This is a genomic window from Collinsella sp. AM43-1 (assembly GCF_003467925.1).
In the GTDB taxonomy this organism is placed as follows: Bacteria; Actinomycetota; Coriobacteriia; order Coriobacteriales; family Coriobacteriaceae; genus Collinsella.
On sequence record NZ_QSFR01000012.1, the window covers coordinates 1 to 23,282 of the forward strand.

Sequence of the window (23,282 nt, forward strand, 5' to 3'; positions counted from 1 at the left end):
ACTTAATGTGGCCTTCGTCTTGCGCAGGACTGTCCGAGCAGCAAACCAAAACCATCTCGTCAGCCCGGCGACCACCCCTCTCAAAGATTTTCAAAAAAGTTGTTGACGTGCGCGTAACGACTCGTCTAATATATCCCTTGCGCGATGGACCTGTAGCTCAGTTGGTTAGAGCGTCCGGCTGATAACCGGGAGGTCACAAGTTCGAATCTTGTCAGGTCCACCACTTTCTTTCGCAATAAACACCCCAGCGAGAGCCGAGTCGCCGCTGGGGTGTTTATTACTGTCTCCGTGGGGGTTTAGCTCAGCTGGGAGAGCGCGGGCTTTGCAAGCCTGAGGTCAGGGGTTCGATCCCCCTAACCTCCACCATGATGGACCTGTAGCTCAGTTGGTTAGAGCGTCCGGCTGATAACCGGGAGGTCACAAGTTCGAATCTTGTCAGGTCCACCATCAAAACTGTGAAGAGCCTCGAGGGTTTCCTCGGGGCTTTTTTCTTACCTGCTGGAGTAGTCAAAAGAGCCCCGTCCCAAAAAGACTACTTTGATTTTGTGTGCTGTGCGAAAGTTTGGGTAGTATAGCTATTCAATGCGGCGGGCTGCCGCGTGTTAACCGCTACGTACCGGAGGTGTTCCATGGTTCGTGTCGACATAGAGACCATCGTCATGGCCGCCGGTCCCGTGCCATCGCTTATCGTGCTTCGTGAGCGCAGCAGCAAATCGGACTCGCCCGCGCCGCTGCGTTCCCTTTCCATTCAGACTGGTTCGTTTGAAGCTGCTGCCATCAGCCGCGGCATCGATAGCGGCCGCGCCGAGCGCCCGATTACCCATGACCTGCTGCTCGATACCGTTGACGCCCTGGGTGCCAAACTCGAGCGCATCGAGATCGTTCGCGCCGAGCCGCCGGTGTTCTACGCGACGATCGTCGTACTGGTCGATGGCGAGGAGCGCAAGATCGACGCCCGCCCCAGTGACGCCATTGCCCTTGCCGTGCGCAGCAATGCTCCCATGTTTGTGGAGGACGACATCATGAATCGCTTGGGCACTGTTTCTACCCACGCCGAGGATGTCGACGACGAGCAGGAGTTCGAGAAGTTCGACGAGTTCGTCCATACGCTCTCCCCCGATGACTTCTAAATGCGGGGCGGCAGAGTTGCGGAGTGTTCGCTGATGGCCGGCGGTATGTCGGCTGAGGCGGCGGCCATTGCGCGCGAGGCCCAGATGCGCTCGGAGGCTTCTGAGGCGGCACGCATTGCCTATGTGACGCAGGCCCGCACGCTTCGCGAGCGCCGCGGCTCGTTTATCAAGATGGTTGTCGTCTCCGCCCTTGTCGCGGCTATCTGCTCGCGCCTTCGTGGTACAGTTGGTGCGCTTGGGTTTTCGATCTCTACGGGCCTCGTGATCTGGGGTGTGGTCGATGCGGTAATGCTGACCAACCAGATCAAGGTACTCGACAAGCGCGCGATGGATATGATGCGCGCCCGCGACGCTGCCGCCAAGATTGCTGCCGAGGCACAAGAACTGTAACGACGCCGGACTCGATGGGAAGGTCTAAAGATGGCACAGGATATGCAGGACGCCGCTAACGTCTCCGCCGAGCTCGACGCCATGGTGTGTGACCTGATTGGTGCGTTCTTGGACGACCTGGCCGCGGGCGAGAACCCGGGCGTGGTTGTGGCAATTGAGGACGCCGCTTCCAACCGTTATCTGGCCGCACTCGACGAAGATGGCGAAGAGGCGTGCCTCGAGGCGGCCACCAACTTTATCTCCGAGCATAAGATGGGTCTTAAGGACGAGGGTCTGGGCCGTATCGCCCGCTATGCCATTGGCTATACCGGCTGCGTCGAGATTGACGGAGGCTACCACGACGCTCTGCTCGTGAGCTTCTTTGAGACTACGCTCGAGAGCGGTTTTTCGGCATATGTGCTGTATGAGGGCATGGGCGCCGGCGATGGTTTTATGTGGAGCGACCCTGAACCTGCAGGTGAGGAAACCCCTCTCATCTAAAATCGCTAAAATAAACGAGTTTTCGGTAAAAGGCTCAATATTCCCGCTGAGCGTTGTATCGCTGGGCGGGCCGCATACGCGTGCCGTTTGTATATGGATAGAAGATAGGGGAACTACATGCGCGTAGACAATCTGAGGAACATCGCCATCATCGCCCACGTCGACCACGGCAAGACGACGATGGTCGACAAGCTCCTGCGTGCCACGGACGCCTTCCGTGCCAACCAGCAGGTCGAGGACCGCGTCCTGGACTCTAACGACCAGGAGCGCGAGCGCGGCATCACGATTCTCGCCAAGAACATCTCTATCGAGTACAAGGACGTCAAGATCAACGTCATCGACACCCCGGGCCACGCCGACTTCGGCGGCGAGGTCGAGCGCGTGCTGCGTATGGCCGACGGCGCCCTGCTGCTGGTCGACGCTTTTGAGGGTCCCATGCCCCAGACCCGCTTCGTGCTGCGTCACGCTATCGACACCGGCCTTAAGATCATGATCGTCATCAACAAGATCGACCGTCCGGGTGCCAACCCCGAGAAGGCCTACAACGACTGCCTGGACCTTATGGCCGACCTGGGTGCTACCGACGACCAGCTTGAGTTTGCCATGGAGCATGTCATCTACGCCAGCGGCGTCAACGGCTTTGCCCGTCATGATCCCGAGGACGGCAACATGGACATGTACCCGCTGCTCGACATGATCATCGACGACATGCCCGCACCCGAGGTTGACGAGACCGCTCCGCTGGCCATGCAGTGCGTGACCATCGACCACTCTAACTTTGTCGGCCGCATCGGTATCGGCCGCGTGTACTCTGGTGCCATTCACCAGGGCGACCAGATCCTGGTTGTCAAGAACGACGGCTCCAGCGCCACCGCTACCGTCAAACAGCTCTTTACCTTCGACTACCTGGGCCGTACCGAGTGCCAGGAAGTCGGCGCCGGCGACATCGCCGCCGTTGTCGGTATTGACCGCACCGATATCGGCGATGTCTACACCGACCCCGAGAACCCCGTCGAGCTCGAGCCCATCGAGATCGACCCGCCGACCCTGTCTATCGTCTTTGAGGCTTCGACCTCTCCGCTCGTCGGCCGCGATGGCGACATCGTGGGCGCCCGTCAGCTCAAGGAGCGTCTGTTCAACGAGGCCGAGAACAACGTGACCATGAAGATCGAGGAGCTCGAGGACAAGAGCGGCGTCGAGGTCTCGGGCCGCGGCATTCTGCACCTGTCTGTTCTGATGGAGTCCATGCGCCGCGAGGGCTTTGAGTTCCAGGTCGGCCGTCCCCGCGTTCTGTTTAAGAAGGACGAGAACGGTAACAAGATGGAGCCCGTCGAGCAGGCCGTCGTCGAGTGCCCGGACGAATATTCGGGCAAGGTCGTTGAGGTCTTCGGTACCTCCGGCGGCATCATGACGAGCATGGATACCTCGGGCATCGTGACGCACCTTGAGTTTAAGATCCCGACGCGTGGCATCATGGGCCTTAAGAACCGCATCATGAACGTCACCCACGGCGAAGGCGTGTTCTACCACACCTTCCTGGAGTATGGTCCTTACGCTGGTGAGATCGGTAACCGTCAGAACGGCGCCATGATCTCCATGACCACTGAGAAGGCCGTTGCCTATGCTCTGGGTACGCTGCAGGAGCGCGGCCAGCTGTTTGTTGAGCCGGGCACCGAGTGCTACGAGGGCATGATCGTGGGCGAGCGCAGCAAGGCAGGCGACATGGTCGTCAACATCGCCCGTACCAAGAACCTGGGCAACCAGCGTTCCTCGACCTCCGATATCTCTGTCCAGCTGGTGCCGCCCCGCACCTTCTCGCTAGAGGAGGCGCTGGAGTACATCGCCGACGACGAGCTGGTCGAGATTACTCCCAAGAACATCCGCCTGCGCAAGCGTCTGCTCAACGCCACCGACCGCAAGAAGGCTGCCGTCCGCGCCGGCCAGGTCAACAAATAAGCGCTGGGGCTTATAACCGCCAATAAGAAAGGGCGTCGACCGCGATGGTCGGCGCCCTTTTTGGTGCAAGGGGGGCAGGTTCGCTTGCACCACCACAAAGGTGCCTGTCCCCTTTGTGGTGGTTGGCGGCTAGGCGGTGGGGAGTTCCGGCGTATTAGCCGGCTGTTGCGACTTGAGGTGAGCGTTGCGCCAGATGATCTGGATAACATAGCCGAGCGTGAAGACAAAGGCCACGCCGCTGATGAAATCGCCTACGAGGGGGATTGCCGTAAGCGCGCCCGCGGCCACGCCGCCCGCGGCTGCCATGGCGTAGCGGTTCTGGTTGTGTCCGACCATGCGGGCGATCGCGCACCCCGCAAAGGCGCTCGACACCAACGCGATGCCAATAACACCGCACATGAGGGCTCCGGCAAGCGACAGACCAGCGATAGAGATAATTAGCAGTAGGACGGCGGGGACGATAGCAATCGTGCCCAGAAGACCGCTCACCCACAGGGGCATGGGGCGCTGGTGGAGCATGCCGGCGGCGCTGGCGGTTGCGCGCGGAAAGACGAGTTCGAGCAGTAGGGCGACAAAGCAGGTGGAAAGCGCCGCGGCGACGATACCGCCGATGACATCGTTAACGGTGGAAGTATCTTCGTTCTCGGTGCGGTCGATCTTGAGCGCACCGACCTCGGCTCCCGCGGCGCGCTCGGGGTCCTCGGAGACGTGCGCGTTCACGGTGCCGGTGATGTGGGCGTTCTTGCCCAGGATGAGCTTATCGGCCCAAACCTCGACATCGCCCTCGACGGTGCCATCGATAGTCACCGTATCGCCCGCAAGCGCTGCCGACTTGGTAGAGCCGCGCAGGGCAACCGTCTCGCCTATCGCATAGAAACAGTTGGCGGTGCTGTCGGAATTGAGCACGACATGCTGGCCGGCAACGGTCACGCTGCCATCAACCGTAGTCTTGGCAATGTCGATGGTGCGCGCCGCCAAGCGGACGGCGCCGCCCACCGTGCAGTCGCGGATCGAGAGGGTATCGCCCGCGGCGATGATATCGCGGTCGATGGAGGTGTCGTCCAGGTTGAGGCTCTGACCTGCCCAGTACAGGTCACCTTCGACGCCGGACGGATTGGCGTCATTGTCGGTCGCAAGTACGTTTCCTGCGGTGTCCGTGCCGGCGAACGACGCCGTGGGAAGCGCGGTGATCGCCAGCGCGATGAGTGCGAATAGGATGGTGATGCGGCCCCACGCTTTACAGCGCTGGGTCGACGGGAATTGATTGCGGGGCATAGTGAATCCTTCGTTAGATGCTCGATATGCATCTAACAGGGTACCCAACGCGTGGGCGCTCTAAAAGAACCTCTCGGTTGTATTTCGAAGGATGAGCCCGCGCAATCTACTTTTTGCGGTGCAAAAAGCGCGCGATGTCCTCTTCGGTGGGGCTTTTGATGTCAAAGCGCAGCGAGAGCCAGCGCAGACCCATGGCCACGACAACGCATACGACCAGCGCGGCGACATTGCTCATGATGCCGCTCATAACGAGACACACATAGCTTGTCGATCCGGCGATGGCGGCGATGGCATAAAAGTTAGTACGTTGGAAAATGCCCGGGACCACGCCCATAAAGCCGTCGCGCAGCATGCCGCCGCCCACGGCGGTGAAAAAGCCCATCATGATGCACACGGCGGGTGCAAATCCGTAGACCAGCGCCTTGTCCGCGCCGGTGGCCGCATAGATGCCGACCGAGATGATGTCGAGCAGGGGAATGAGTTTTTCGGGCTTATCGACGATTGCCGGGAAAATGTAGATGATGGCTGCCGTGGCAATGGAAAGCGGGAGCGCCATCGGCTGGTTGAGGATGTAGACGTTGCCCACCTGCAGCGTCATATCGCGCAAAAGACCGCCGCCCAGTCCACAGACCACGGCGAGCGCGACGGCGCCCACCAGGTCGAGTTTGTGCTCGCGCGCGACCAACACGCCCGAGATTGATGCCGCGACGACGGCGAACATCTCGAGCCAAAACGGAATGGCGACCATGGCATCCGAGGCATGTGAGGTAACGGTTACAGCGGCAATGACGGGCAAGATGGGGTCCTTTGGATCGTGGGTTTAGACAATGCCCGTACATAGTACATGGTTGGCGGGCGTGGCGACCCTATTGCTCGGTAAACGGTCGGGACCGGGTGGGGGCGTGGCGTTGCTGGAATGCCAGGGGTCCAGAACATGTACGTCACCCTCCAAAAACGACATTTTTCGACATCTTTGGAGGCTGACGTACATGTTTGGATTGAGCTCACAGCATGAGTGAGTTGATTTACTCACATCCGGTATATTTCCCCACTTCAACGGACACAAGAGTTGGATACCGGCTCAGAGCGAGAGGCCCTCAATGGATACCCCTGTTCTCATTTCGCATAAAACCGCATGGTTTGTCCATCATGCACCCCAGAATTTGGTTCAGTCTCTTGCGCGGCACGACTACCAGATAGGCGCACAAGGCATCTCCACCCAGCAACGTGTTGCGCGCATACGACAGGCCCTTACCGACTGTGGCATTCCGTCCGATATGCTTAAGACTATCGATATCGCGGTTGTATTCGAATTTGAGCGAATTCGTACCAAAGGCGTCGTTTGCCACATTCTTGGACAAAATCTTCCCTACGAGCATATTGACGAGTTGACGCCCGGAATCTTCATCACCGACGAAGCCTTCACCTTCGTGCTCGCTGCCGAGTGGATGGATAGGATCGAATATCTCGAATATGGCTATGAAGTTTGCGGCGATTATCGCATGAGGCTCAATCCCGCCGACCCTTATACCGAGCAACCAGCCACCACCTCCAAGGATGAAATAACCGAACTGCTCGATCGGCACCCCGGCAAACCCGGTGCCACACGTGCACGGCTCGCGCTCGGGCACATCTACGATCACTCGGCCTCGCCTATGGAGACCGCTTCGGCAATTGCCCTCTCGCTCCCAACAAGCGAAGGCGGCGTTGGCATTAGAGGTATCGAACTCAACAAACCGCTCGAGATCCCTCAACGTCTCTGGCATTGCGCCAAAGCTCGAACACTCAAAATCGATGCGCTCGTGACCTATAAGCGCAGGGAGCTCGGTATCGAATATAAGGGCGGTTTTCACGATGAGCTCGAGCGCAAGGGAGCAGATGCGGAGCGAGAGGCCGTTCTCTCCCAAATGGGATATCGAATCGTTACGCTCACTTCGGCTCAGTTCGGCAGCCAGCTCGCCTTTCACCGCGCCATGAACAACATTCGCGAAGCGCTCGGCATGCCTCGCTGTACCGACACCGGTTACCAGCGAGAGCAAAACGAACTACGCAAGGCGCTAATCCGCAACTGGAAAGGCATGCGAGACGAAGAGGCGCCTTCCGAATAGTGCCACTCCCGTGAGCTCAATCCAAACGTGTACGTCAGCCTTCAAAGATGCCGAAAAATGTCGGTTTTGGAGGGTGACGTACATGTTTTTGAGGGAAAGGCGGGATCGAGACGTATCTCGATAACAAAAAAGCCCCCGTTGCCGGGAGCTTTCTCAACCAAAATGGCGGAGGAGGAGGGATTCGAACCCTCGTGACCTTATACAGGCCAAACGGTTTTCGAGACCGCCGCATTCAACCACTCTGCCACCCCTCCGCGTGGGGTAAAAACAAAGCAGGCTCGAAGGCCTGCTTTGGAATTAACTGGCGGAGAGTCAGGGATTTGAACCCTGGAGACGCTTTTGACGCCTACACGATTTCCAATCGTGCTCCTTCGGCCACTCGGACAACTCTCCGTTAAATGCGAAAGTCAGTATACACGAGGAATCGCAAAGTGCAAACAGAAAAGTTGGCATTTTTTAAAACGCTTGGCCGTGCTTGGCGCTGCAGTGGGGCTTGAGGTGCCAAAAAACGGCTTCCGACCAGCGTGGTTGATCAACTCAATTGTTCAAAAAAGGGTATTCATAAGCGACTTGGCAATGAATTTAAAAATCTTTGGGTGGTGCTGTGGGCCACTGGTATGCATTTTGCGACCACAGCCTTGTGCCCGTTGACCTGCGGCTTGGCTCAGCTTGTCCCCACGGCACCGTATCTTGTCAACAGATCCGTCAAGCTTTTGGTCAGCATTTGGTTGGAATGCGCATGAAACGTCGTGTGAGTATGGGCATATGTGGAGGTCATGAGGTTGTAGCTGCATATTCTTGCAGCCTAGGAGGTTGAAAGATATTATTACCAAGTCTTTTCCTGCTTCAGGCGCACCTTCACGACCTGAAGCCACATTTGCCCAGAGGAGGTGACAATATGAAGGCTTATGAACTGCTGTTCTTTGTTGACCCGTCGCTCGACCCCGAGACTCGTCTCGCTGTTATGAAGCGTATCGATACCACGATCGCTGAGGGCGCTGGCAAGGTCGACTCCGTTGACGAGTGGGGCAAGCGCAAGCTCGCCTACGAGATCAACGACCTCACCGATGGTGACTACACCCTCATCAACTTCCACGCAGATCCTACCCAGATCGCCGAGCTTGATCGCGTCCTGCGCATCACCGACGCTGTGGTCCGCCACATGATCGTCCGTCGCGACGACCAGGAGTAAGACTGTCGTTTTGGACTGGGCTTGTGCCCCAAGAGGAAGTAGTGAGTTATGAGCATCAATCGAGTGAACATCACCGGTAACCTCACCCGCGATCCCGAGCTGCGCGCCACCGCCGGCGGAACCCAGGTTCTGTCCTTTGGCGTCGCCGTGAACGATCGTCGCCGTAACGCGCAGACTGGCGAGTGGGAGGACTATCCCAACTTTGTCGACTGCACTATGTTCGGCACCCGCGCCGAGGCCGTGAGCCGTTTCCTGGCAAAGGGAAACAAGGTCGCGATCGAGGGCAAGCTGCGCTACAGCTCTTGGGAGCGCGACGGTCAGCGCAGGAGCAAGCTTGAGGTCATCGTCGATGAGATCGAGTTTATGAGCTCCCGTGGTGGCCAGGGTGGCTACGATCAGGGCGGTTACGCCCCCGCAGCTCCCGCGCCCGCAGCACGTCCTGCCGCACCGGTGGCCACGCCGCCCGCGGTCGACGTCTACGATGAGGACATCCCGTTCTAAGGGTTGTTCACCTATTTTTGAGTGAGAGGCGGCTTCGGTTCGCCGAAGTTGCCAAATGAAAGGTATTTTGACATGGCTAATGATTTTTCTGCACGTCAGCCGCGTCGTAAGTACTGCCAGTTCTGCAAGGAGAACACTGAGTTCATCGACTATAAGGACACTCAGCTTCTCCGTAAGTACATGACCGACCGTGGCAAGATCAAGCCCCGTCGCGTCACTGGCGCTTGCACGCAGCATCAGCATGACATCGCCAACGCCATCAAGCGCGCCCGCGAGATGGCCCTCCTGCCGTACACCGTCCCCGTGGTTTCCTCTCGTGGCAACCGCGACCGCGGCTAAGAAGGGAGACGCATCATGAAGGTTATTCTTCTCGATGAGATCAAGGGCAAGGGCGGCGAGGGTGACGTCGTAGAGGTCGCTCAGGGTTACGCTGAGAACTTCCTGTTCCCCAAGAAGCTCGCTGTTGCCGCCACCAAGGGCAACCTCAAGCAGCTTGACGAGCGTCGCAACAACATCGCCAAGCGCGAGGCCGTCCGTCTGGCTACCGCCAACGAGACCAAGGCTGCCTTCGAGGGCAAGACGGTCACCGTTGACGTCAAGGTCGGCGACGAGGGCATCCTCTTTGGCTCCGTTACCGCCGCTATGATCGCTGACGCCATCAAGGCTCAGCTCGGTATGGACATCGACCGCAAGCGCGTCGAGCTCGGTAAGCCCATCAAGGTTGCCGGTGCCCACACCGTTGCCATCTCGCTGTACCGCGAGATCAAGGCCGAGGTTGTCGTTCTCGTCGGCGTTACCGCCGAGGAGCTCGCTGCCGAGGCTGAGGTCGAGGAGGCCGCTGAGGTCGCCGAGGCCGAGACCGCCGAGGTCGAGACTGAGGCTGCTGCCGAGTAGCATTTGCTGCAACGCAACAATCTTGTTCTAAGAAGGGCGCTCTGGGAAACCGGGGCGCCCTTTTGTTTTTTGCGCTGAGTGAGTGTCATGGTGAACGTGCGTCGAAGTCCTATATACGGGACCGTTCATCCGTTTCGTTCGGTGATGATTGGTGGCGCGTGGCGCGTTTTGGGACCGTGGCTGATACTATGGATGCTCGCAAGCGATATGAATGAGGATGCTCATGGCATATGACGATAGGGAGACCGGGCTGACGGTTGAGGACCGCGGCTCAAAGTTGGGTCTTCCCCAAAACCAAGATGCAGAGGCCAATGTACTGGCCGCTATGCTGCTATCGCCCGAGGTGGTCGAAGAGGCCCAAGTCGAGCTGCAGCCCGATGACTTCTACCGGCCCATCCATAAGACCATCTATACCGCGATGGTCGATATGTACAACAGCCGCATTCCCATCGACTCCATCTCGCTGATCGATTACCTGCGAAGCATCAACAAGCTCGATGCCGTGGGCGGCGAGGCCTACATTTTGGAGCTGATGGGTCAGACCCTGTCGCTCGTCAACTGGCAGCACCATGCCGCCATCGTTCGCCGCGATTCGATGCTGCGTGAGCTGATCGGCGCCACCAACGAGATCAACGCGCTGGCCTATAACGCCCCCACCGACACCAAAGAGGTCGTGGAGCTGGCCGAGAGCAAGCTGCTCAAGGTCACGGCGCGCGAGGTCAAGTCGAGCTACAAGACGCTGACCGAGTTTATGGTCGAGGCCTATAACGAGGCCGAGGAAGTGTGCCAGGCCGGTGGTCAGGCTGCGGGCGTGCCCACCGGCTTTCCGTCGCTCGACCGCATGCTCATGGGTTTTCGCGAGGGTCAGCTCATCATTATCGGCGCCCGTCCTGCTGTAGGTAAGACGTCGTTCGCCCTGAATCTGGCGCTCAACGCTGCCGCCGCTGGTTATACCGTCGGTTTCTTCTCGCTGGAGATGTCGGGCAAGGAAATTGCCCAGCGCCTGATTTGCGCCTACGCCATGATCTCGATCAGCGACTTCCGCATGGGCCGCATTAGCCCCGAGCAGTGGGCCAATATCAACGAGGCCACGCAGACCTTGTCCAAGCTCGATATTCTGATTGACGATACGCCCGGCACCACCGTGACCGAGATTCGCGCCAAGAGCCGCCGTATGCTCCATAACAAGGAGAAGGCCATCATCATCCTGGACTACCTGCAGCTGGTGAGTCCTCCGCCGGGACGTCGCTCCGAGAGTCGTACCGTCGAGGTCTCGGAGATGTCGCGTGGTCTGAAGATCATGGCCAAGGAGCTCAAGATCCCGCTCATCGCGCTGTCGCAGCTCTCGCGTCAGGTCGAATCCCGTACCGGCAAGCGCCCTCAGCTTTCCGACCTTCGTGAATCGGGTTCCATCGAGCAGGACGCCGATATCGTCATGTTCTTGGACCGCTCCGCCGACGAGGCCGAAGCCTCGCGCGACGATCGACCCGACGAGGGCGTTACGCGTATCGTCGTGGCCAAGAACCGTTCGGGCCCGATCGGCGACGTCGACCTGATGTTCCTGCCGGCATCCACCAAGTTCTATGAGCTTGATGGGGCACATGCCGAGGAGTAGGACAGGCGCCCGTTGCACGGGTATACTGGGAATGTTTTGTGCTTCTGCGTGCCGGCGTGGCGCGTAGACAGTCCATGAATGTAAGGAGTAAACATGCCGTCAACCGTTTTGGTCGGTGCCCAGTGGGGCGATGAGGGCAAGGGTAAGATTTGCGACCTGGTCGCCGGCGACTTCGATGCCGTCGTGCGCTACTCGGGCGGCAACAACGCCGGTCACACCATCGTCGTCAACGGCAAGAAGTACGGCCTGCACCAGGTGCCCTCCGGCATCATGTATTCCGACCACGTGTCGGTGATCGGTAACGGCTGCGTCGTCAACCCCAAGGTTGTCCTTGAGGAGATCGACATGTTCGAGGCCGACGGCATCACCACCAAGAACCTCAAGATTAGCGGCAACGCGCATGTCATCATGCCGTACCACATCGATCTGGATGGCGCCTTTGAGCAGAAGCTCGGCAAGAAGAACATCGGTACCACCAAGCGCGGTATCGGTCCGTGCTATCAGGACAAGATGGCCCGCATCGGCCTGCGCATGCAGGACATGCTGGACGAGGCACTGTTCCGCGACAAGCTGGAGACCGCTCTCGCCCGCGTGAACCCTGAGCTCGAGCTCATCTACAACCTGCCCACCTACACCGTGGACCAGATTTGCGACGAGTACCTGCCGATGGCCGAGCGCCTGCGCCCCTACATCACCGAGACGAGCCTGCTGCTCAACAACATGATCGATGAGGGCAAGGACCTGCTGTTTGAGGGCGCCCAGGCGACGCTGCTCGACATCGACCACGGCACCTATCCGTACGTGACGTCTTCTAACTGCACCGCCGGCGGCGCCATCACCGGTTCCGGCGTGGGCATGAAGAACGTCGACCGCGTGCTGGGCGTCATGAAGGCCTACATCACCCGCGTCGGTTCGGGCCCCATGCCCACCGAGCTTTCCTATGAGTCCGAGGCCGGCCACACGCTGACCGAGGAGGGCTATGAGTACGGCGTGACCACCGGTCGCCGTCGTCGTTGCGGCTGGTTTGACGGCCCTATCGCCAACTATGCCTCGCGCGTCAACGGCCTCACCGACATCGCCGTGACCAAGCTTGACGTGCTTTCGGCTTTCGACACCATCAAGGTGTGCGTGGCCTACGACGTCGATGGCGAGCGCTACACCAGCGTGCCCGAGCATCAGGTGCGCTTTGAGCATGCCAAGCCCATCTACGAGGAGCTCCCCGGCTGGAAGTGCGACATCACCGGTTGCCGCAGCTTTGATGAGCTGCCGCAGGAGGCTCAGGACTACGTGGCGTTTATCGAGGATCTGGCACACACCCGCGTGACGTTCATTGGCGTCGGCGCCGGTCGCGAGCAGATCATCAACCGATTCTGGAAGTAATCGGGACTATTTGGTTATTGCGATATACCCCTTTGCAGCCCAAGCGGGCGGCCGAGGGGTATATTTGCTTGCAAAGGGCTCGCGCGGAGCGGGCCATTCATCCATAGAGGAGGCACCCTTGAAGGCGGACACTCAAACCATCGACATCCTGTTGTTGGGCAGCGGCGGCCGTGAGCATGCTTTGGCAGCTAAGCTCGCAGCATCACCGCGCGCCGGCAAGCTCTACATCGCGCCGGGCAACGGCGGCACCGCGAGCTGCGGCGAGAACGTTGTTCTCGACGATTGCGATCCTGCGGCCGTGGCGGCGTTTGCGCAGAGCCACGGATGCGGACTCGTGGTAATTGGCCCCGAGGCTCCGCTTGTGGCGGGCGTGGCCGACGCCGTGCGCGCGGTGGGTATTCCCTGCTTTGGCCCGGGTGCCGAGGGCGCCCAGATGGAGGGCTCTAAGCTGTTCTCCAAGCAGCTCATGGAGCGCGCGGGCATTCCGACGGCAGCCTACGGCTCGTTTACCGACGAGGCTTCGGCTCTTGCTTATGTGCGTGAGCAGGGCGCTCCGCTGGTCGTCAAGGCCGACGGCCTTGCCGCGGGCAAGGGCGTTATCGTGGCGACCGAACTTGAGCAGGCCGAGGAGGCCGTGCGCGAGTGCTTTGGCGGCACCTTTGGCGATGCCGGCAGCACCGTGGTCATCGAGGAGATGCTGACCGGTCCCGAGTGCTCGCTGCTGGCCTTTACCGACGGCAAGACCGTGCGCCCCATGGCCACTTCGCAGGACCACAAGCGCGCGCTCGAGGGCGACAAGGGCCCCAACACCGGTGGCATGGGCGTCTACAGCCCGGTGCCCATCGTGACCGATGAAGAGCACGCCACGATGGTGGCGGTCATGGAGCAGACCGTGGCCGAGCTTGCTGCCGAGGGCATCGACTACCGCGGCTGCCTGTATGGCGGCTTTATGCTCACCCCCGCCGGCCCCAAGGTGCTGGAGTTCAACGCCCGCTTTGGTGATCCCGAGACTCAGGTTGTGCTGCCGCGCCTTAAGAACGACCTGGTCGAGGTCATGCTCGCCTGCGCCAACTGCGAGCTCGATCAGATTGAGCTCGACTGGCGTGACGAGTGGGCCGTGGCCGTTGTCCTGACGAGCGCGGGCTATCCCGGCAGCTACGAGAAGGGCAAGGTCATCACTGGCATTGAGGATGCCGAGGCCATGGAGAACGTGACCGTTTACCACGCGGGCACTGCCGTGGTGGACGGCCAGCTCGTGACCAATGGTGGCCGCGTGCTTGCCGTGACCGCTCTGGGCGACACGTTCGAGAACGCTCGCAACCTTGCCTACGAGGCCTGCGAGAAGATTGATTTTGAGGGCAAGACCCTGCGTCACGACATTGGCCTGCGCGCGCTGCGTGGCCGCGACGCTTGGGATGCCTAAAATCCGAGAGGAATGAGACGGATGGACGAGAAGAACGAAGAACTCGTGGACGCGCAGATCGTCGAGGAGGACAGCCGCATGTATGGGCACGCCGAGGACGAGCCCGGCGGCGAGGTCGCTGACGAGCCGGCGCTGGTGCTGGGCGACGACGACCCGCACGATGCCGAGCTGCACGAGAAGATTCTTTCGGAGGAGTGCGCCTGGAAGGGCAAGATCCTCGACGTCCACCGTCTTGAGGTTGAGCTGCCCAACGGTCGCCGCAGCGCCCGCGATATCGTTCGCCATCCGGGTGCGGCGGCCGTTGTGGCGCTGACCGAGAGCGGCAAGATCGTACTGGTGCGTCAGTACCGCACCGCCATTGACCGCGTGACGGTCGAGATTCCCGCCGGCAAGCTCGATCCAGGCGAGGACCCGCTCGATTGCGCCAAACGCGAGCTGCATGAGGAGACGGGCTTTAGGGCTGGTCGCATTCGCTTTTTGACGTCGATTGTCACGTCCTGCGGTTTTTGCGATGAGATCATCCACATCTACTTGGCTACCAAGCTCGAGTTTGATGCGCCCAACCCCGATGATGACGAGTTTGTCAACGTGGACCTGGTGCCGCTGCACGAGCTGATCGACGCCGTGCTCGACGGCAAGATCGAAGACGCCAAGACCGTCGCGGGCGCCTTGGCCTGCGATAGCATCGCGCATCGCCTTGGGGGTGCGGAGCTCTAGGTTACGCGGTTTTACCAAACCGCGTAACGAGTCGACGCTGCAAACGCCCCTAAGCGGCAATCTGCCTTTCAATCGTCGCTCGCGTACCGAAGTACGCGTCGCTCCTCTTTCAAGGCACCTTGCTCGCTTAGGGACGTTTTCGCTGACGCTGCCAGAACATCGGCGTTATGCTTGTTGGGACGCTTTGTTTTCAGCCTGACCGGTTCAACCAGATTTCTCACGCTATTTATTTCTCTTCGAGGATTGCATGTTTAAAAGGTTTCTCTCGTATTACGAGCCCCAGATGGGGCTTTTTGTTGCCGATACTGTTTGTGCTCTGGTGCTTGCCGCCATTGACCTGGCGTTCCCCATTATCCTGCGCAATTTGACCGGTGGGCTCTTTACTCAGGGTCAGGCTGTCATTATGCAGGCGCTCGGCATGATTGCGGTGGGCTTGGTGCTGATGTATGCCGTCCGCTGCGCCTGCCGCTATTTTGTGAGCTATTGGGGTCACGTGATGGGCGCGCGTATGGAGTCCAAAATGCGCGAGGACCTGTTTGACCAGTATGAGCGCTTTAGCTTTGCGTACTTTGACCGCAACAGCTCGGGCGATATGATGAGCCGCGTGGTCAACGACCTGTTCGATATCTGCGAGGCGGCACACCACGTGCCCGAGTGGATCATCATCTGCGGCATCGAGATTATCGGCTCGTTTGTGATCCTCTTTACCATCGCCCCGGTGCTGGCGCTCGCTATGGCCGTGGTGACGGCGGCGTTTGCGGTCATCATGTTTTGGCAGAACATGCGCATGCGCGAGGTCTTTAGCGACAACCGCAAAAAGATCAGCGGCATCAATGCGCAGCTGCAGGATTCGCTGGCGGGTATGCGCGTGGTCAAGAGCTTTGCCAATGAGGAGACCGAACGCTTCAAGTTCCGCGCCTCCAACAATCGCTATCTTTCGTCCAAGGAGAACATGTATCACGCCATGGGCGTCTATACTGCGACGTATGGCCTGCTCTCGGGTGTGCTCTATGTGATCGTGGTACTGCTGGGCGGCTGGCTGGTCGCCCAGGGACAGCTGCAGGCGGTCGATATGGCGACCTTTGCACTCTATATTTCGCTGTTCTGCACGCCGCTCGAGACACTCGTCAATTCGGCCGAAACGTATCAGAAGGCTATCGCCGGCTTTAAGCGTATGGACGAGGTGCTCTCGACCGCGCCGGATATCCAGGACAAGCCGGGTGCCACGGATCTGCAGGTGACTGCCGGCGCCGTGGATTATCACGACGTGTGCTTTAACTACGAGGACGTTGAGCTGGGCGAGGGTGATGCCGACGAGCGTCCCGTTATCGACCATATGAATCTGTCCATCAAGCCCGGGCAGACCATCGCTTTGGTTGGCCCTTCGGGCGGTGGCAAGTCCACGACCTGTTCGCTGCTGCCGCGCTTTTATGACGTGGCTGCCGGATCCATTAGCATCGACGGCCAGGACGTGCGCGATGTGACGCAGCAGAGCCTGCGCCGCGCCATCGGCCTGGTGCAGCAGGATGTCTACCTGTTTGACGGAACAATCGGCGAGAACATCGCCTACGGCAAGCCGGGCGCTACGGCAGAAGAGATCGCCGAGGCCGCCCGTCGCGCCAACATCGATGCCTTTATCGAGTCGCTTCCACAGGGCTATGACACGGTCGTGGGCGAGCGCGGCAGCCGTCTTTCGGGCGGACAGAAGCAACGCGTTGCCATTGCGCGCGTGTTTCTCAAGAACCCCAAGATCCTGATTTTGGACGAGGCGACGAGTGCTTTGGATAACGAGAGCGAGGAGGCGGTGCAGGAGTCACTCGAAGAGCTGGCACGCGGCCGCACCACGATTATCATCGCCCACCGTCTCTCGACCATTAAACACGCCGATGAGATTGCGACCGTTGAGCATGGTCGCGTTGTGGAACGTGGCACGCACGAGGAGCTTCTCGCCCGTGGCGGCACCTATGCCCGTTACTATCGAATGCAGTTCGAAGGTGCGCGTGCGCACGAGCTCGACTGATTGATATGACAGGAAGTTTATGGCTGACAAGAACCCTTTGACTCCGGAAGAAGTGACGGAGTTATTCTCCGAAATCGATGCATCCGGCGTCTTGGATCCCACGCTTGCCAAAAAGCGAACCGAGCGCATGCGTGAGAAGGAGGCTGCGGCCAAGCGCGGTGACAAAGCGGCGCTAGCGCAGCTGCGCAGCGAGGACCGCGCGAGCCAGGCAAAACATATCGACCCGCTGTCCGAGGACGATCCTTCGGGCTCGCAGGTGAGCCATACCATTACGAAGACCGCGATGGCCGTAGTCATTGGTATTTTGGTGCTGATCGTGGGCATGCAGATCGGCTACGGCGTGATGCGCCGTCTGAATACCGCCAACCTGTCCGAGAGCGTTTCGGTGGATACCGTCTCGACCGCGCTCAAGGGTGGACTCGAATGGGGCAACGGCTTTACGCAGTTCCCGCTCGATTTTTCTGTCGACGAGGCCGATGAGCGTACGGGCACGGTTGAGGTGACGGTGTTGGACACGTCGTCTGCCAATGAGCTCGAGCTGCTGTCCAACGGGCAGATCCAGGCCGCGGCGCTTGCGACCAACGCCCTGCTCAACGACAAGATTGACCGCGTGGTGTATAACGTTCACGCCTATATCGACGAGGATAGCAACATTCAGCACGATTCCTTTTTTGGCATGTTCCCCGCGCGGGGTCATCAGAGCGCCATTTTGACGTTTGTGTGGACCAAGAGCTCATCCAACGCCACGAGCATCGACTGGAAGATGCGCATCGTAAGCATGGACGACACCATTGCCGAGCGCATTCAAAAACAGGTGAACTCGGTTTCGTCGCTGATCGAGGACCCGGTGGTGAGCCAGACCAAGATTGACGAGGAAAAGGCCGAACGTGACCTGGAGCATCGTCTGCATGGCCGCGAGATTTTCCGCGGCGGCAAGCCCGATCGCTCACCGTCCGATCTGCTGGAACAGGACAAGAAAAAGTAAGACGCCATCATCCCGCGTGAGCCACAAGCCCCGCGGGATGATTTTTCTGGGACGGGGATTAAATAATCATTATGCATAGAAAGTCATAATTATCATTTCGTAAACAATTTGATGAAATTAACGCCATGAGGCATGCTTGCGGTTACAATACCGCGAGGCCTAACTACACACCTTTAAGCCGGTCCTGTGAGACCGGGAAGGAGAATTATGGCGAACAACCATACCGCGGGCGCTGCCGCCCGCACCTTCGCGCCCAGCGAGCTTTGCCAGCATATGCTGGCCAAAACCAGCAAGGGCACCTGCGGTCCCTGTATCCTGTATCTTGAGGATGGGACCATTTTTTATGGACGTGCATGCGGCGCCGAGGGCACCGCGACCGGCGAAGTCTGCTTCAACACCTCGCTCGAGGGCTACTTTGAGGTCATGACCGACCCGAGTTATGCCGGCCAAATTGTAACCATGACCTATCCGCAGATCGGCAATTACGGTATCGACGAGACCGATGTCCAGTCGGCCTTCCCTGGCGACGCCGTGCGCCCTGCGAGCGCTCCGGCTATGCGCGGCATGATCGTTCGCGACATGTGCGCCACGCCTTCTAACTGGCGCTCGGCCGTCAGCGTGCCGGAGTACCTGCGCGCTCACGGCATCGTCGCTATCGAGGGTGTCGACACCCGCGCTCTGGTGCGCCATCTGCGCGACAATGGTTCCAAAATGGGCATTATCTCGACCGAGATCTTCGACGTCGACGAGCTTGCCGAGCGTCTGGCCGCAGCGCCCACGCTGGTAGGCGAGAACCTGGTCAAGACCGTAAGTTGCCCCGCGCCTCACGAGTTTGTGGCCGCCGACCTGCCTGCCACGCATGACTTTGCGCTTGCGGTTGCCGCTCCTGCCCGTCACAAAGTGGTCGCCTACGACTGCGGTGTGAAGCGCGGCATTCTGGAGGGGCTGGTCCGCGCCGGCTGCGACCTTACCGTCGTGCCGTGGGATACTCCCGCCCAGCAGGTGCTCGAGATGAATCCCGATGGCGTCTTTTTGTCCAACGGCCCCGGCGACCCCGACGCCGTGGTGGAGACCTACGAGCAGGTGCAGCAGCTGATCGGCAAGGTGCCGGTCTTTGGTATTTGCCTAGGTCACCAGATGATCAGCTTGGCCTGCGGCGCCCAAATGGAAAAGCTTAAATTCGGTCACCGTGGCGGTAACCAGCCGGTTATGAATCTGGTGAGCCGTCGCGTGGAGATCACCGCGCAAAACCACGGCTTTGGCCTGCTGTTCCCCAGTCTGGGCAAACTGATTCCGGAGCTTTCCGGCGGCGAAACCGAGCATGCGGCCGATGGCGACCTGCGCGCCTGGGTGCGCCGCGGTATCGCGCCGGTCGTGATGAACGAGCGCTTTGGCCGCATTCGCCTGACACATGTGAACCTCAACGACGGCACCGCCGAGGGCATCCAGCTGCTCGACGCCCCGTGCTTCTCGGTCCAATACCACCCCGAGGCTTCGCCCGGCCCCACCGATGCCCACTATCTCTTTACCGCCTTTACGCGACTCATGGACGGCGAGGAGAACTACCTGGACATCGACACCGCGAAGGACCGCCTCGCCGGCTGGAATTTCGCCGAGTCCGAGAACGCTGCGACCGAGGAGAACTAACATGCCTAAACGTACTGACATCAAGCGCATCCTCGTTATTGGTTCGGGCCCCATCGTTATCGGTCAGGCCTGCGAGTTCGACTACTCCGGCGCCCAGGCCTGCAAGGTGCTCAAGGAGGATGGCTTTGAGGTCATCCTGGTCAACTCCAATCCGGCGACCATCATGACCGACCCGGGCTTGGCTGACCGCACCTATGTTGAGCCTATCACCGCCGAGTTTATCGAGCGCGTGATCAAGAAAGAGCACCCGGACGCGCTGCTGCCCACGCTGGGCGGCCAGACCGGTCTGAACGCCGCCGTCGAGCTGGCAAAGGACGGCACGCTCGACAAGTACGGCGTCGAGATGATCGGTTGCGACCTGGCCGCCATCGAGCGCGGCGAGGACCGCAAGCTCTTTAACGAGGCCATGGCCGAGATCGGCCTGGAGGTCGCGCGCTCGGGCTACGCCTATAGCGTGGCTGACGCCGAGGCCATCGCCGAGCGCGTGGGCTATCCCTGCGTGCTGCGTCCGAGCTTTACCCTCGGCGGTGCCGGCGGCGGCATCGCGCATACCCATGAGGAGCTCGTCTCTATCGTGAGCCAGGGCCTCGAGCTTTCGCCTGCCCACGAGGTGCTGGTCGAGGAGTCCATCGAGGGCTGGAAAGAGTACGAGATGGAGGTCATGCGCGACCACGCCGGCAACGGCATCATCGTGTGCTCCATCGAGAACCTCGATCCCATGGGCGTGCATACCGGCGACTCCATCACGGTGGCACCGGCGCAGACCCTCTCCGACCTTGAGTATCAGCGCATGCGTGTCGCCTCGCTCGCCATCTTGGAAAAGATCGGCGTCGAGACCGGCGGCTCCAACGTGCAGTTTGCCGTGAACCCCCAGACCGGCCGTCTGATCGTCATCGAGATGAACCCGCGCGTGAGCCGCTCGTCCGCACTGGCCTCCAAGGCCACGGGTTTCCCCATCGCCAAGGCCGCCGCGCGCCTGGCCGTTGGCTATACGCTCGACGAAATCGTCAACGACATCACCAAGGCAACGCCCGCCTGCTTTGAGCCCACGATTGACTACTGCGTGGTCAAGGTGCCGCGCTTTGCCTTCGAGAAGTTCAAGGGTACCGACCCCACGCTCACCACGCGCATGAAGGCCGTGGGCGAGATCATGGCGATCGGCCGCACCTTTGAGGAGGCCTTTGGCAAGGCCATGCGCTCGCTGGAGGACGGACATCAGGGCATTTGCGCCGGTGGCAAGGAGGGTGCCGACAAGCTGAGCGACGACGAGCTCGCTCAGGCCGTGGCAACCCCGACCGAGCACCGCATCTTCTTTGTGGTCGAGGCCCTGCGCCGTGGCTGGGACATCGCCCGCATCCATGCCATCTGCGGTATCGATCCGTGGTACCTCAACCGTATCAACGATATGGTGCAGGTCCAGGAGAGCATCCGCGGCCTGCGTGTGGAGGATATCGACGCCGACGCGATGCGCCTGCTCAAGCAGTACGGTACGAGCGACGCCGAGATCGCCGCGCTGACCGGCTCGGACGAGCGCTTTGTGCGCGCCTATCGCAAGGGTCTGGGCGTGGTTCCCAGCATGAAGACGGTCGATACCTGCGCTGCGGAGTTCTCGAGCGCCACGGAGTACCACTACAAGACGTACGAGAACATCTACCGCACGAGTCCGGATGCCAAGAAGTGCGTGGCTCCCGACGAGACCACGCCGGCGGACAAGCCCAAGGCGATGATCCTGGGCGCCGGCCCCAACCGCATTGGCCAGGGTATCGAGTTCGATTACTGCTGCGTGCACGCGAGCTACGCGCTGGCGGCCCGCGGCTTCGAGACCATCATGGTCAACTGCAACCCCGAGACCGTCTCGACCGACTATGACACGTCCGACCGTCTGTACTTTGAGCCGCTCACCTACGAGGACGTCATGGACGTTATCGATGTTGAACGCCCCGACGGCGTCGTGGTGACGCTCGGCGGCCAGACCCCGCTTAAGCTGGCGCGCATGCTCGAGGAGAGCGGCGTGAACATTATGGGCACAAAGCCCGACGCCATCGATTTTGCCGAGGACCGCGAGCGCTTTGCCGCCCTGCTCGACAAGCTGGGCATCATGTACCCGCCGGCGGGCCAGGCCACCTCGTTTGAGGAGGCCGAGGCCGTGGCCGCGCACATCGGCTACCCGCTGCTGGTGCGTCCGAGCTACGTGCTGGGCGGCCGCGGCATGATGATCGCCTACGATGCCGAGCATCTGCGCGATTACATGGCAGAGGCTGCGCGCATCAGCCCCGACTACCCGGTGTATCTGGACCGCTTCCTGGAGGGTGCGATCGAGTCCGATGTCGACGCCCTGTGCGATGGCGAAGAGGTATACATCGGCGGCATCCTGGAGCATATCGAGGAAGCCGGTATTCACTCCGGCGACTCCGCGACCTGCATCCCGCCGTTCAGCTTTAGCGAGAGCCTGCAGGCGAAGCTCCGCGAGACCACGCGCCGCATCGCGATGGCGCTGGGAGTCCGCGGTCTGGTCAACGTGCAATATGCCATCAAGGGCGAGACCGTCTACGTGATCGAGGCCAACCCGCGCGCGAGTCGCACCGTGCCGTTTATCTCCAAGGCCACCGGCGTGCCGCTGGCCAAGTGCGCGGCGCGTATCATGGCGGGCGATTCCATCGCGAGCCTGGGCCTGCCGAGCGACGAGCGTCAGCTGGACTGGTTCTGCATGAAGGAAGCCGTTATGCCCTGGGGTCGTTTCCCCGGTGCCGACGTTATCCTGGGGCCCGAGATGAAGTCGACCGGCGAGGTCATGGGTATCGCCAAGAGCTATCCCGAGGCATACGCCAAGACGCAGCTGGCGATAGACTACAAGCTGCCCGACCCCAGTGCCGGCAAGGTATTCATCAGCGTGTGCGACCGCGACAAGCGCCATATCCTTTCGGTCGCCCGCATCCTGCGCTACCTGGGCTTTGACATCTGCTCCACCGAGGGTACGGCGCGCGTGCTGCGCGGCGGCAACGTGACGTGCGAAGTCGTGGAGAAGATCAGCGGCCCGCACGACGGCGAGTGCCCCAACATCGGCGACCTCATCGCCGATGGCAAGATTGCGGTAATCATCAACACGCCGTACGGTCCGGGCTCGCGTGGCGATGGCTACCTGCTGCGTACCGAGGCCGTGCGCCGCGGCGTGACCTGCGTGACGGCGATGTCTGCCGCCAACACGTACGTGAGCGCCATCGAGGCCGTGCGTGAGGACCAGCAGGGTCACGGCAGCGCCAACGACATGGGCATGGACGTCATCGCCCTGCAGGACCTGCCGCAGCACACGGTGTAGTGTGACCTGGTCGGCCGGGGCGGCAGCCGGACACTTCCTCTCGGAAACTGGGCTTCGCGAAGTTTTCCGAGAGAAAGGTCCGCCTCCCGCCCCGGCCTGCGGTGACTTGGCTGCACCGTGTGCTGCCGAAGGGGCTTTGTGCGATGACTAGGGCTGAATATAAAATGAGTGCGGGCGCCGTCGTTCGTTTGAACGACGGCGCCCACGTTTTGGATTTATTGGGCTGTGGCGGTGAAGGTTGTTTTGTCGGCGG

Annotated in this window: 19 protein-coding genes and 5 tRNA genes; 20 read left to right on the forward strand and 4 right to left on the reverse strand. The window is 60.4% G+C overall.

All coding sequences use genetic code 11. The annotated features are described in order from the left end of the window. Nucleotides 1-146: 146 nt before the first annotated feature. The 7 genes from DW925_RS06900 (at nucleotide 147) to typA (ending at nucleotide 3,956) form a co-directional block, all read left to right on the forward strand. Nucleotides 147-223 (forward strand) — tRNA-Ile (locus DW925_RS06900). A 67-nt stretch (nucleotides 224-290) separates the two neighbouring features. Further along, nucleotides 291-366, forward strand: a tRNA-Ala gene (locus DW925_RS06905). Between the two features lie 4 nt (nucleotides 367-370). Then, nucleotides 371-447: transfer RNA gene (locus DW925_RS06910), tRNA-Ile, on the forward strand. A gap of 182 nt (nucleotides 448-629) precedes the next feature. Next, nucleotides 630-1,130 (forward strand): bifunctional nuclease family protein, encoded by a 501-nt coding sequence (locus DW925_RS06915; RefSeq protein ID WP_117564020.1) that lies wholly within the window; start codon nucleotides 630-632, stop codon nucleotides 1,128-1,130. A 33-nt stretch (nucleotides 1,131-1,163) separates the two neighbouring features. Beyond that, the gene (locus tag DW925_RS06920; RefSeq protein ID WP_117735835.1) at nucleotides 1,164-1,520 is read left to right on the forward strand and encodes a hypothetical protein; all 357 of its coding nucleotides are present in this window, start codon (nucleotides 1,164-1,166) and stop codon (nucleotides 1,518-1,520) included. 30 nt (nucleotides 1,521-1,550) lie between these two features. Then, nucleotides 1,551-2,000 (forward strand): hypothetical protein, encoded by a 450-nt coding sequence (locus DW925_RS06925; RefSeq protein WP_117790677.1) that lies wholly within the window; start codon nucleotides 1,551-1,553, stop codon nucleotides 1,998-2,000. 117 nt (nucleotides 2,001-2,117) lie between these two features. Beyond that, nucleotides 2,118-3,956 carry a translational GTPase TypA gene (gene typA, locus DW925_RS06930; protein ID WP_117735836.1) on the forward strand — a complete coding sequence of 613 codons (1,839 nt, stop codon included), beginning with the start codon at nucleotides 2,118-2,120 and terminating at the stop codon, nucleotides 3,954-3,956. 129 nt (nucleotides 3,957-4,085) lie between these two features. Here typA and DW925_RS06935 read toward each other — a convergent pair whose 3' ends face one another. Together DW925_RS06935 and DW925_RS06940 are read right to left on the reverse strand one after the other, a co-directional pair. Further along, complete coding sequence (locus DW925_RS06935; protein ID WP_117790678.1) at nucleotides 4,086-5,231, reverse strand: polymer-forming cytoskeletal protein; 1,146 nt, start codon at nucleotides 5,229-5,231, stop codon at nucleotides 4,086-4,088. 106 nt (nucleotides 5,232-5,337) lie between these two features. Continuing rightward, nucleotides 5,338-6,027 (reverse strand): trimeric intracellular cation channel family protein, encoded by a 690-nt coding sequence (locus tag DW925_RS06940; RefSeq protein ID WP_233540253.1) that lies wholly within the window; start codon nucleotides 6,025-6,027, stop codon nucleotides 5,338-5,340. Nucleotides 6,028-6,331: 304 nt separating this feature from the next. Between DW925_RS06940 and DW925_RS06945 the strand changes: the two genes are divergently transcribed. Next, on the forward strand, nucleotides 6,332-7,339 hold the full coding sequence (locus DW925_RS06945; protein WP_117790679.1) for a hypothetical protein: 1,008 nt from the start codon (nucleotides 6,332-6,334) through the stop codon (nucleotides 7,337-7,339). 163 nt (nucleotides 7,340-7,502) lie between these two features. On the opposite strand, the gene DW925_RS06950 is transcribed toward DW925_RS06945, so the two are convergent. After that, nucleotides 7,503-7,593 (reverse strand) — tRNA-Ser (locus DW925_RS06950). Between the two features lie 48 nt (nucleotides 7,594-7,641). Further along, nucleotides 7,642-7,732, reverse strand: a tRNA-Ser gene (locus DW925_RS06955). Between the two features lie 505 nt (nucleotides 7,733-8,237). Here DW925_RS06955 and rpsF point away from each other — a divergent pair. From rpsF to carB, 12 genes are all read left to right on the forward strand, one after another. After that, complete coding sequence (gene rpsF / locus DW925_RS06960; RefSeq protein WP_006235831.1) at nucleotides 8,238-8,531, forward strand: 30S ribosomal protein S6; 294 nt, start codon at nucleotides 8,238-8,240, stop codon at nucleotides 8,529-8,531. Between the two features lie 48 nt (nucleotides 8,532-8,579). Then, complete coding sequence (locus DW925_RS06965; RefSeq protein WP_006235830.1) at nucleotides 8,580-9,032, forward strand: single-stranded DNA-binding protein; 453 nt, start codon at nucleotides 8,580-8,582, stop codon at nucleotides 9,030-9,032. A 72-nt stretch (nucleotides 9,033-9,104) separates the two neighbouring features. Then, nucleotides 9,105-9,371, forward strand: coding sequence for a 30S ribosomal protein S18 (gene rpsR, locus DW925_RS06970; RefSeq protein WP_006235829.1), 267 nt, complete (start codon nucleotides 9,105-9,107; stop codon nucleotides 9,369-9,371). Nucleotides 9,372-9,386: 15 nt separating this feature from the next. Continuing rightward, on the forward strand, nucleotides 9,387-9,926 hold the full coding sequence (gene rplI, locus DW925_RS06975; RefSeq protein ID WP_022094073.1) for a 50S ribosomal protein L9: 540 nt from the start codon (nucleotides 9,387-9,389) through the stop codon (nucleotides 9,924-9,926). Nucleotides 9,927-10,143: 217 nt separating this feature from the next. Further along, nucleotides 10,144-11,541 (forward strand): replicative DNA helicase, encoded by a 1,398-nt coding sequence (dnaB, locus tag DW925_RS06980; protein ID WP_006235827.1) that lies wholly within the window; start codon nucleotides 10,144-10,146, stop codon nucleotides 11,539-11,541. A 93-nt stretch (nucleotides 11,542-11,634) separates the two neighbouring features. Next, the gene (locus tag DW925_RS06985; RefSeq protein ID WP_022094075.1) at nucleotides 11,635-12,921 is read left to right on the forward strand and encodes an adenylosuccinate synthase; all 1,287 of its coding nucleotides are present in this window, start codon (nucleotides 11,635-11,637) and stop codon (nucleotides 12,919-12,921) included. Between the two features lie 118 nt (nucleotides 12,922-13,039). Continuing rightward, nucleotides 13,040-14,344 carry a phosphoribosylamine--glycine ligase gene (purD, locus tag DW925_RS06990; protein WP_117790680.1) on the forward strand — a complete coding sequence of 435 codons (1,305 nt, stop codon included), beginning with the start codon at nucleotides 13,040-13,042 and terminating at the stop codon, nucleotides 14,342-14,344. Between the two features lie 21 nt (nucleotides 14,345-14,365). Further along, nucleotides 14,366-15,061: an NUDIX domain-containing protein gene (locus DW925_RS06995; RefSeq protein ID WP_199577053.1), complete on the forward strand. Its 696-nt coding sequence runs from the start codon at nucleotides 14,366-14,368 to the stop codon at nucleotides 15,059-15,061. 247 nt (nucleotides 15,062-15,308) lie between these two features. Then, nucleotides 15,309-17,081: an ABC transporter ATP-binding protein gene (locus tag DW925_RS07000; protein ID WP_117790681.1), complete on the forward strand. Its 1,773-nt coding sequence runs from the start codon at nucleotides 15,309-15,311 to the stop codon at nucleotides 17,079-17,081. A gap of 19 nt (nucleotides 17,082-17,100) precedes the next feature. Further along, complete coding sequence (locus DW925_RS07005) at nucleotides 17,101-18,066, forward strand: hypothetical protein (protein ID WP_055251358.1); 966 nt, start codon at nucleotides 17,101-17,103, stop codon at nucleotides 18,064-18,066. A 207-nt stretch (nucleotides 18,067-18,273) separates the two neighbouring features. Beyond that, nucleotides 18,274-19,713, forward strand: coding sequence for a glutamine-hydrolyzing carbamoyl-phosphate synthase small subunit (gene carA, locus DW925_RS07010; protein ID WP_117790682.1), 1,440 nt, complete (start codon nucleotides 18,274-18,276; stop codon nucleotides 19,711-19,713). A gap of 1 nt (nucleotide 19,714) precedes the next feature. Beyond that, nucleotides 19,715-23,029 (forward strand): carbamoyl-phosphate synthase large subunit, encoded by a 3,315-nt coding sequence (gene carB, locus DW925_RS07015; RefSeq protein WP_117790683.1) that lies wholly within the window; start codon nucleotides 19,715-19,717, stop codon nucleotides 23,027-23,029. The last annotated feature ends 253 nt before the right edge of the window (nucleotides 23,030-23,282 follow it).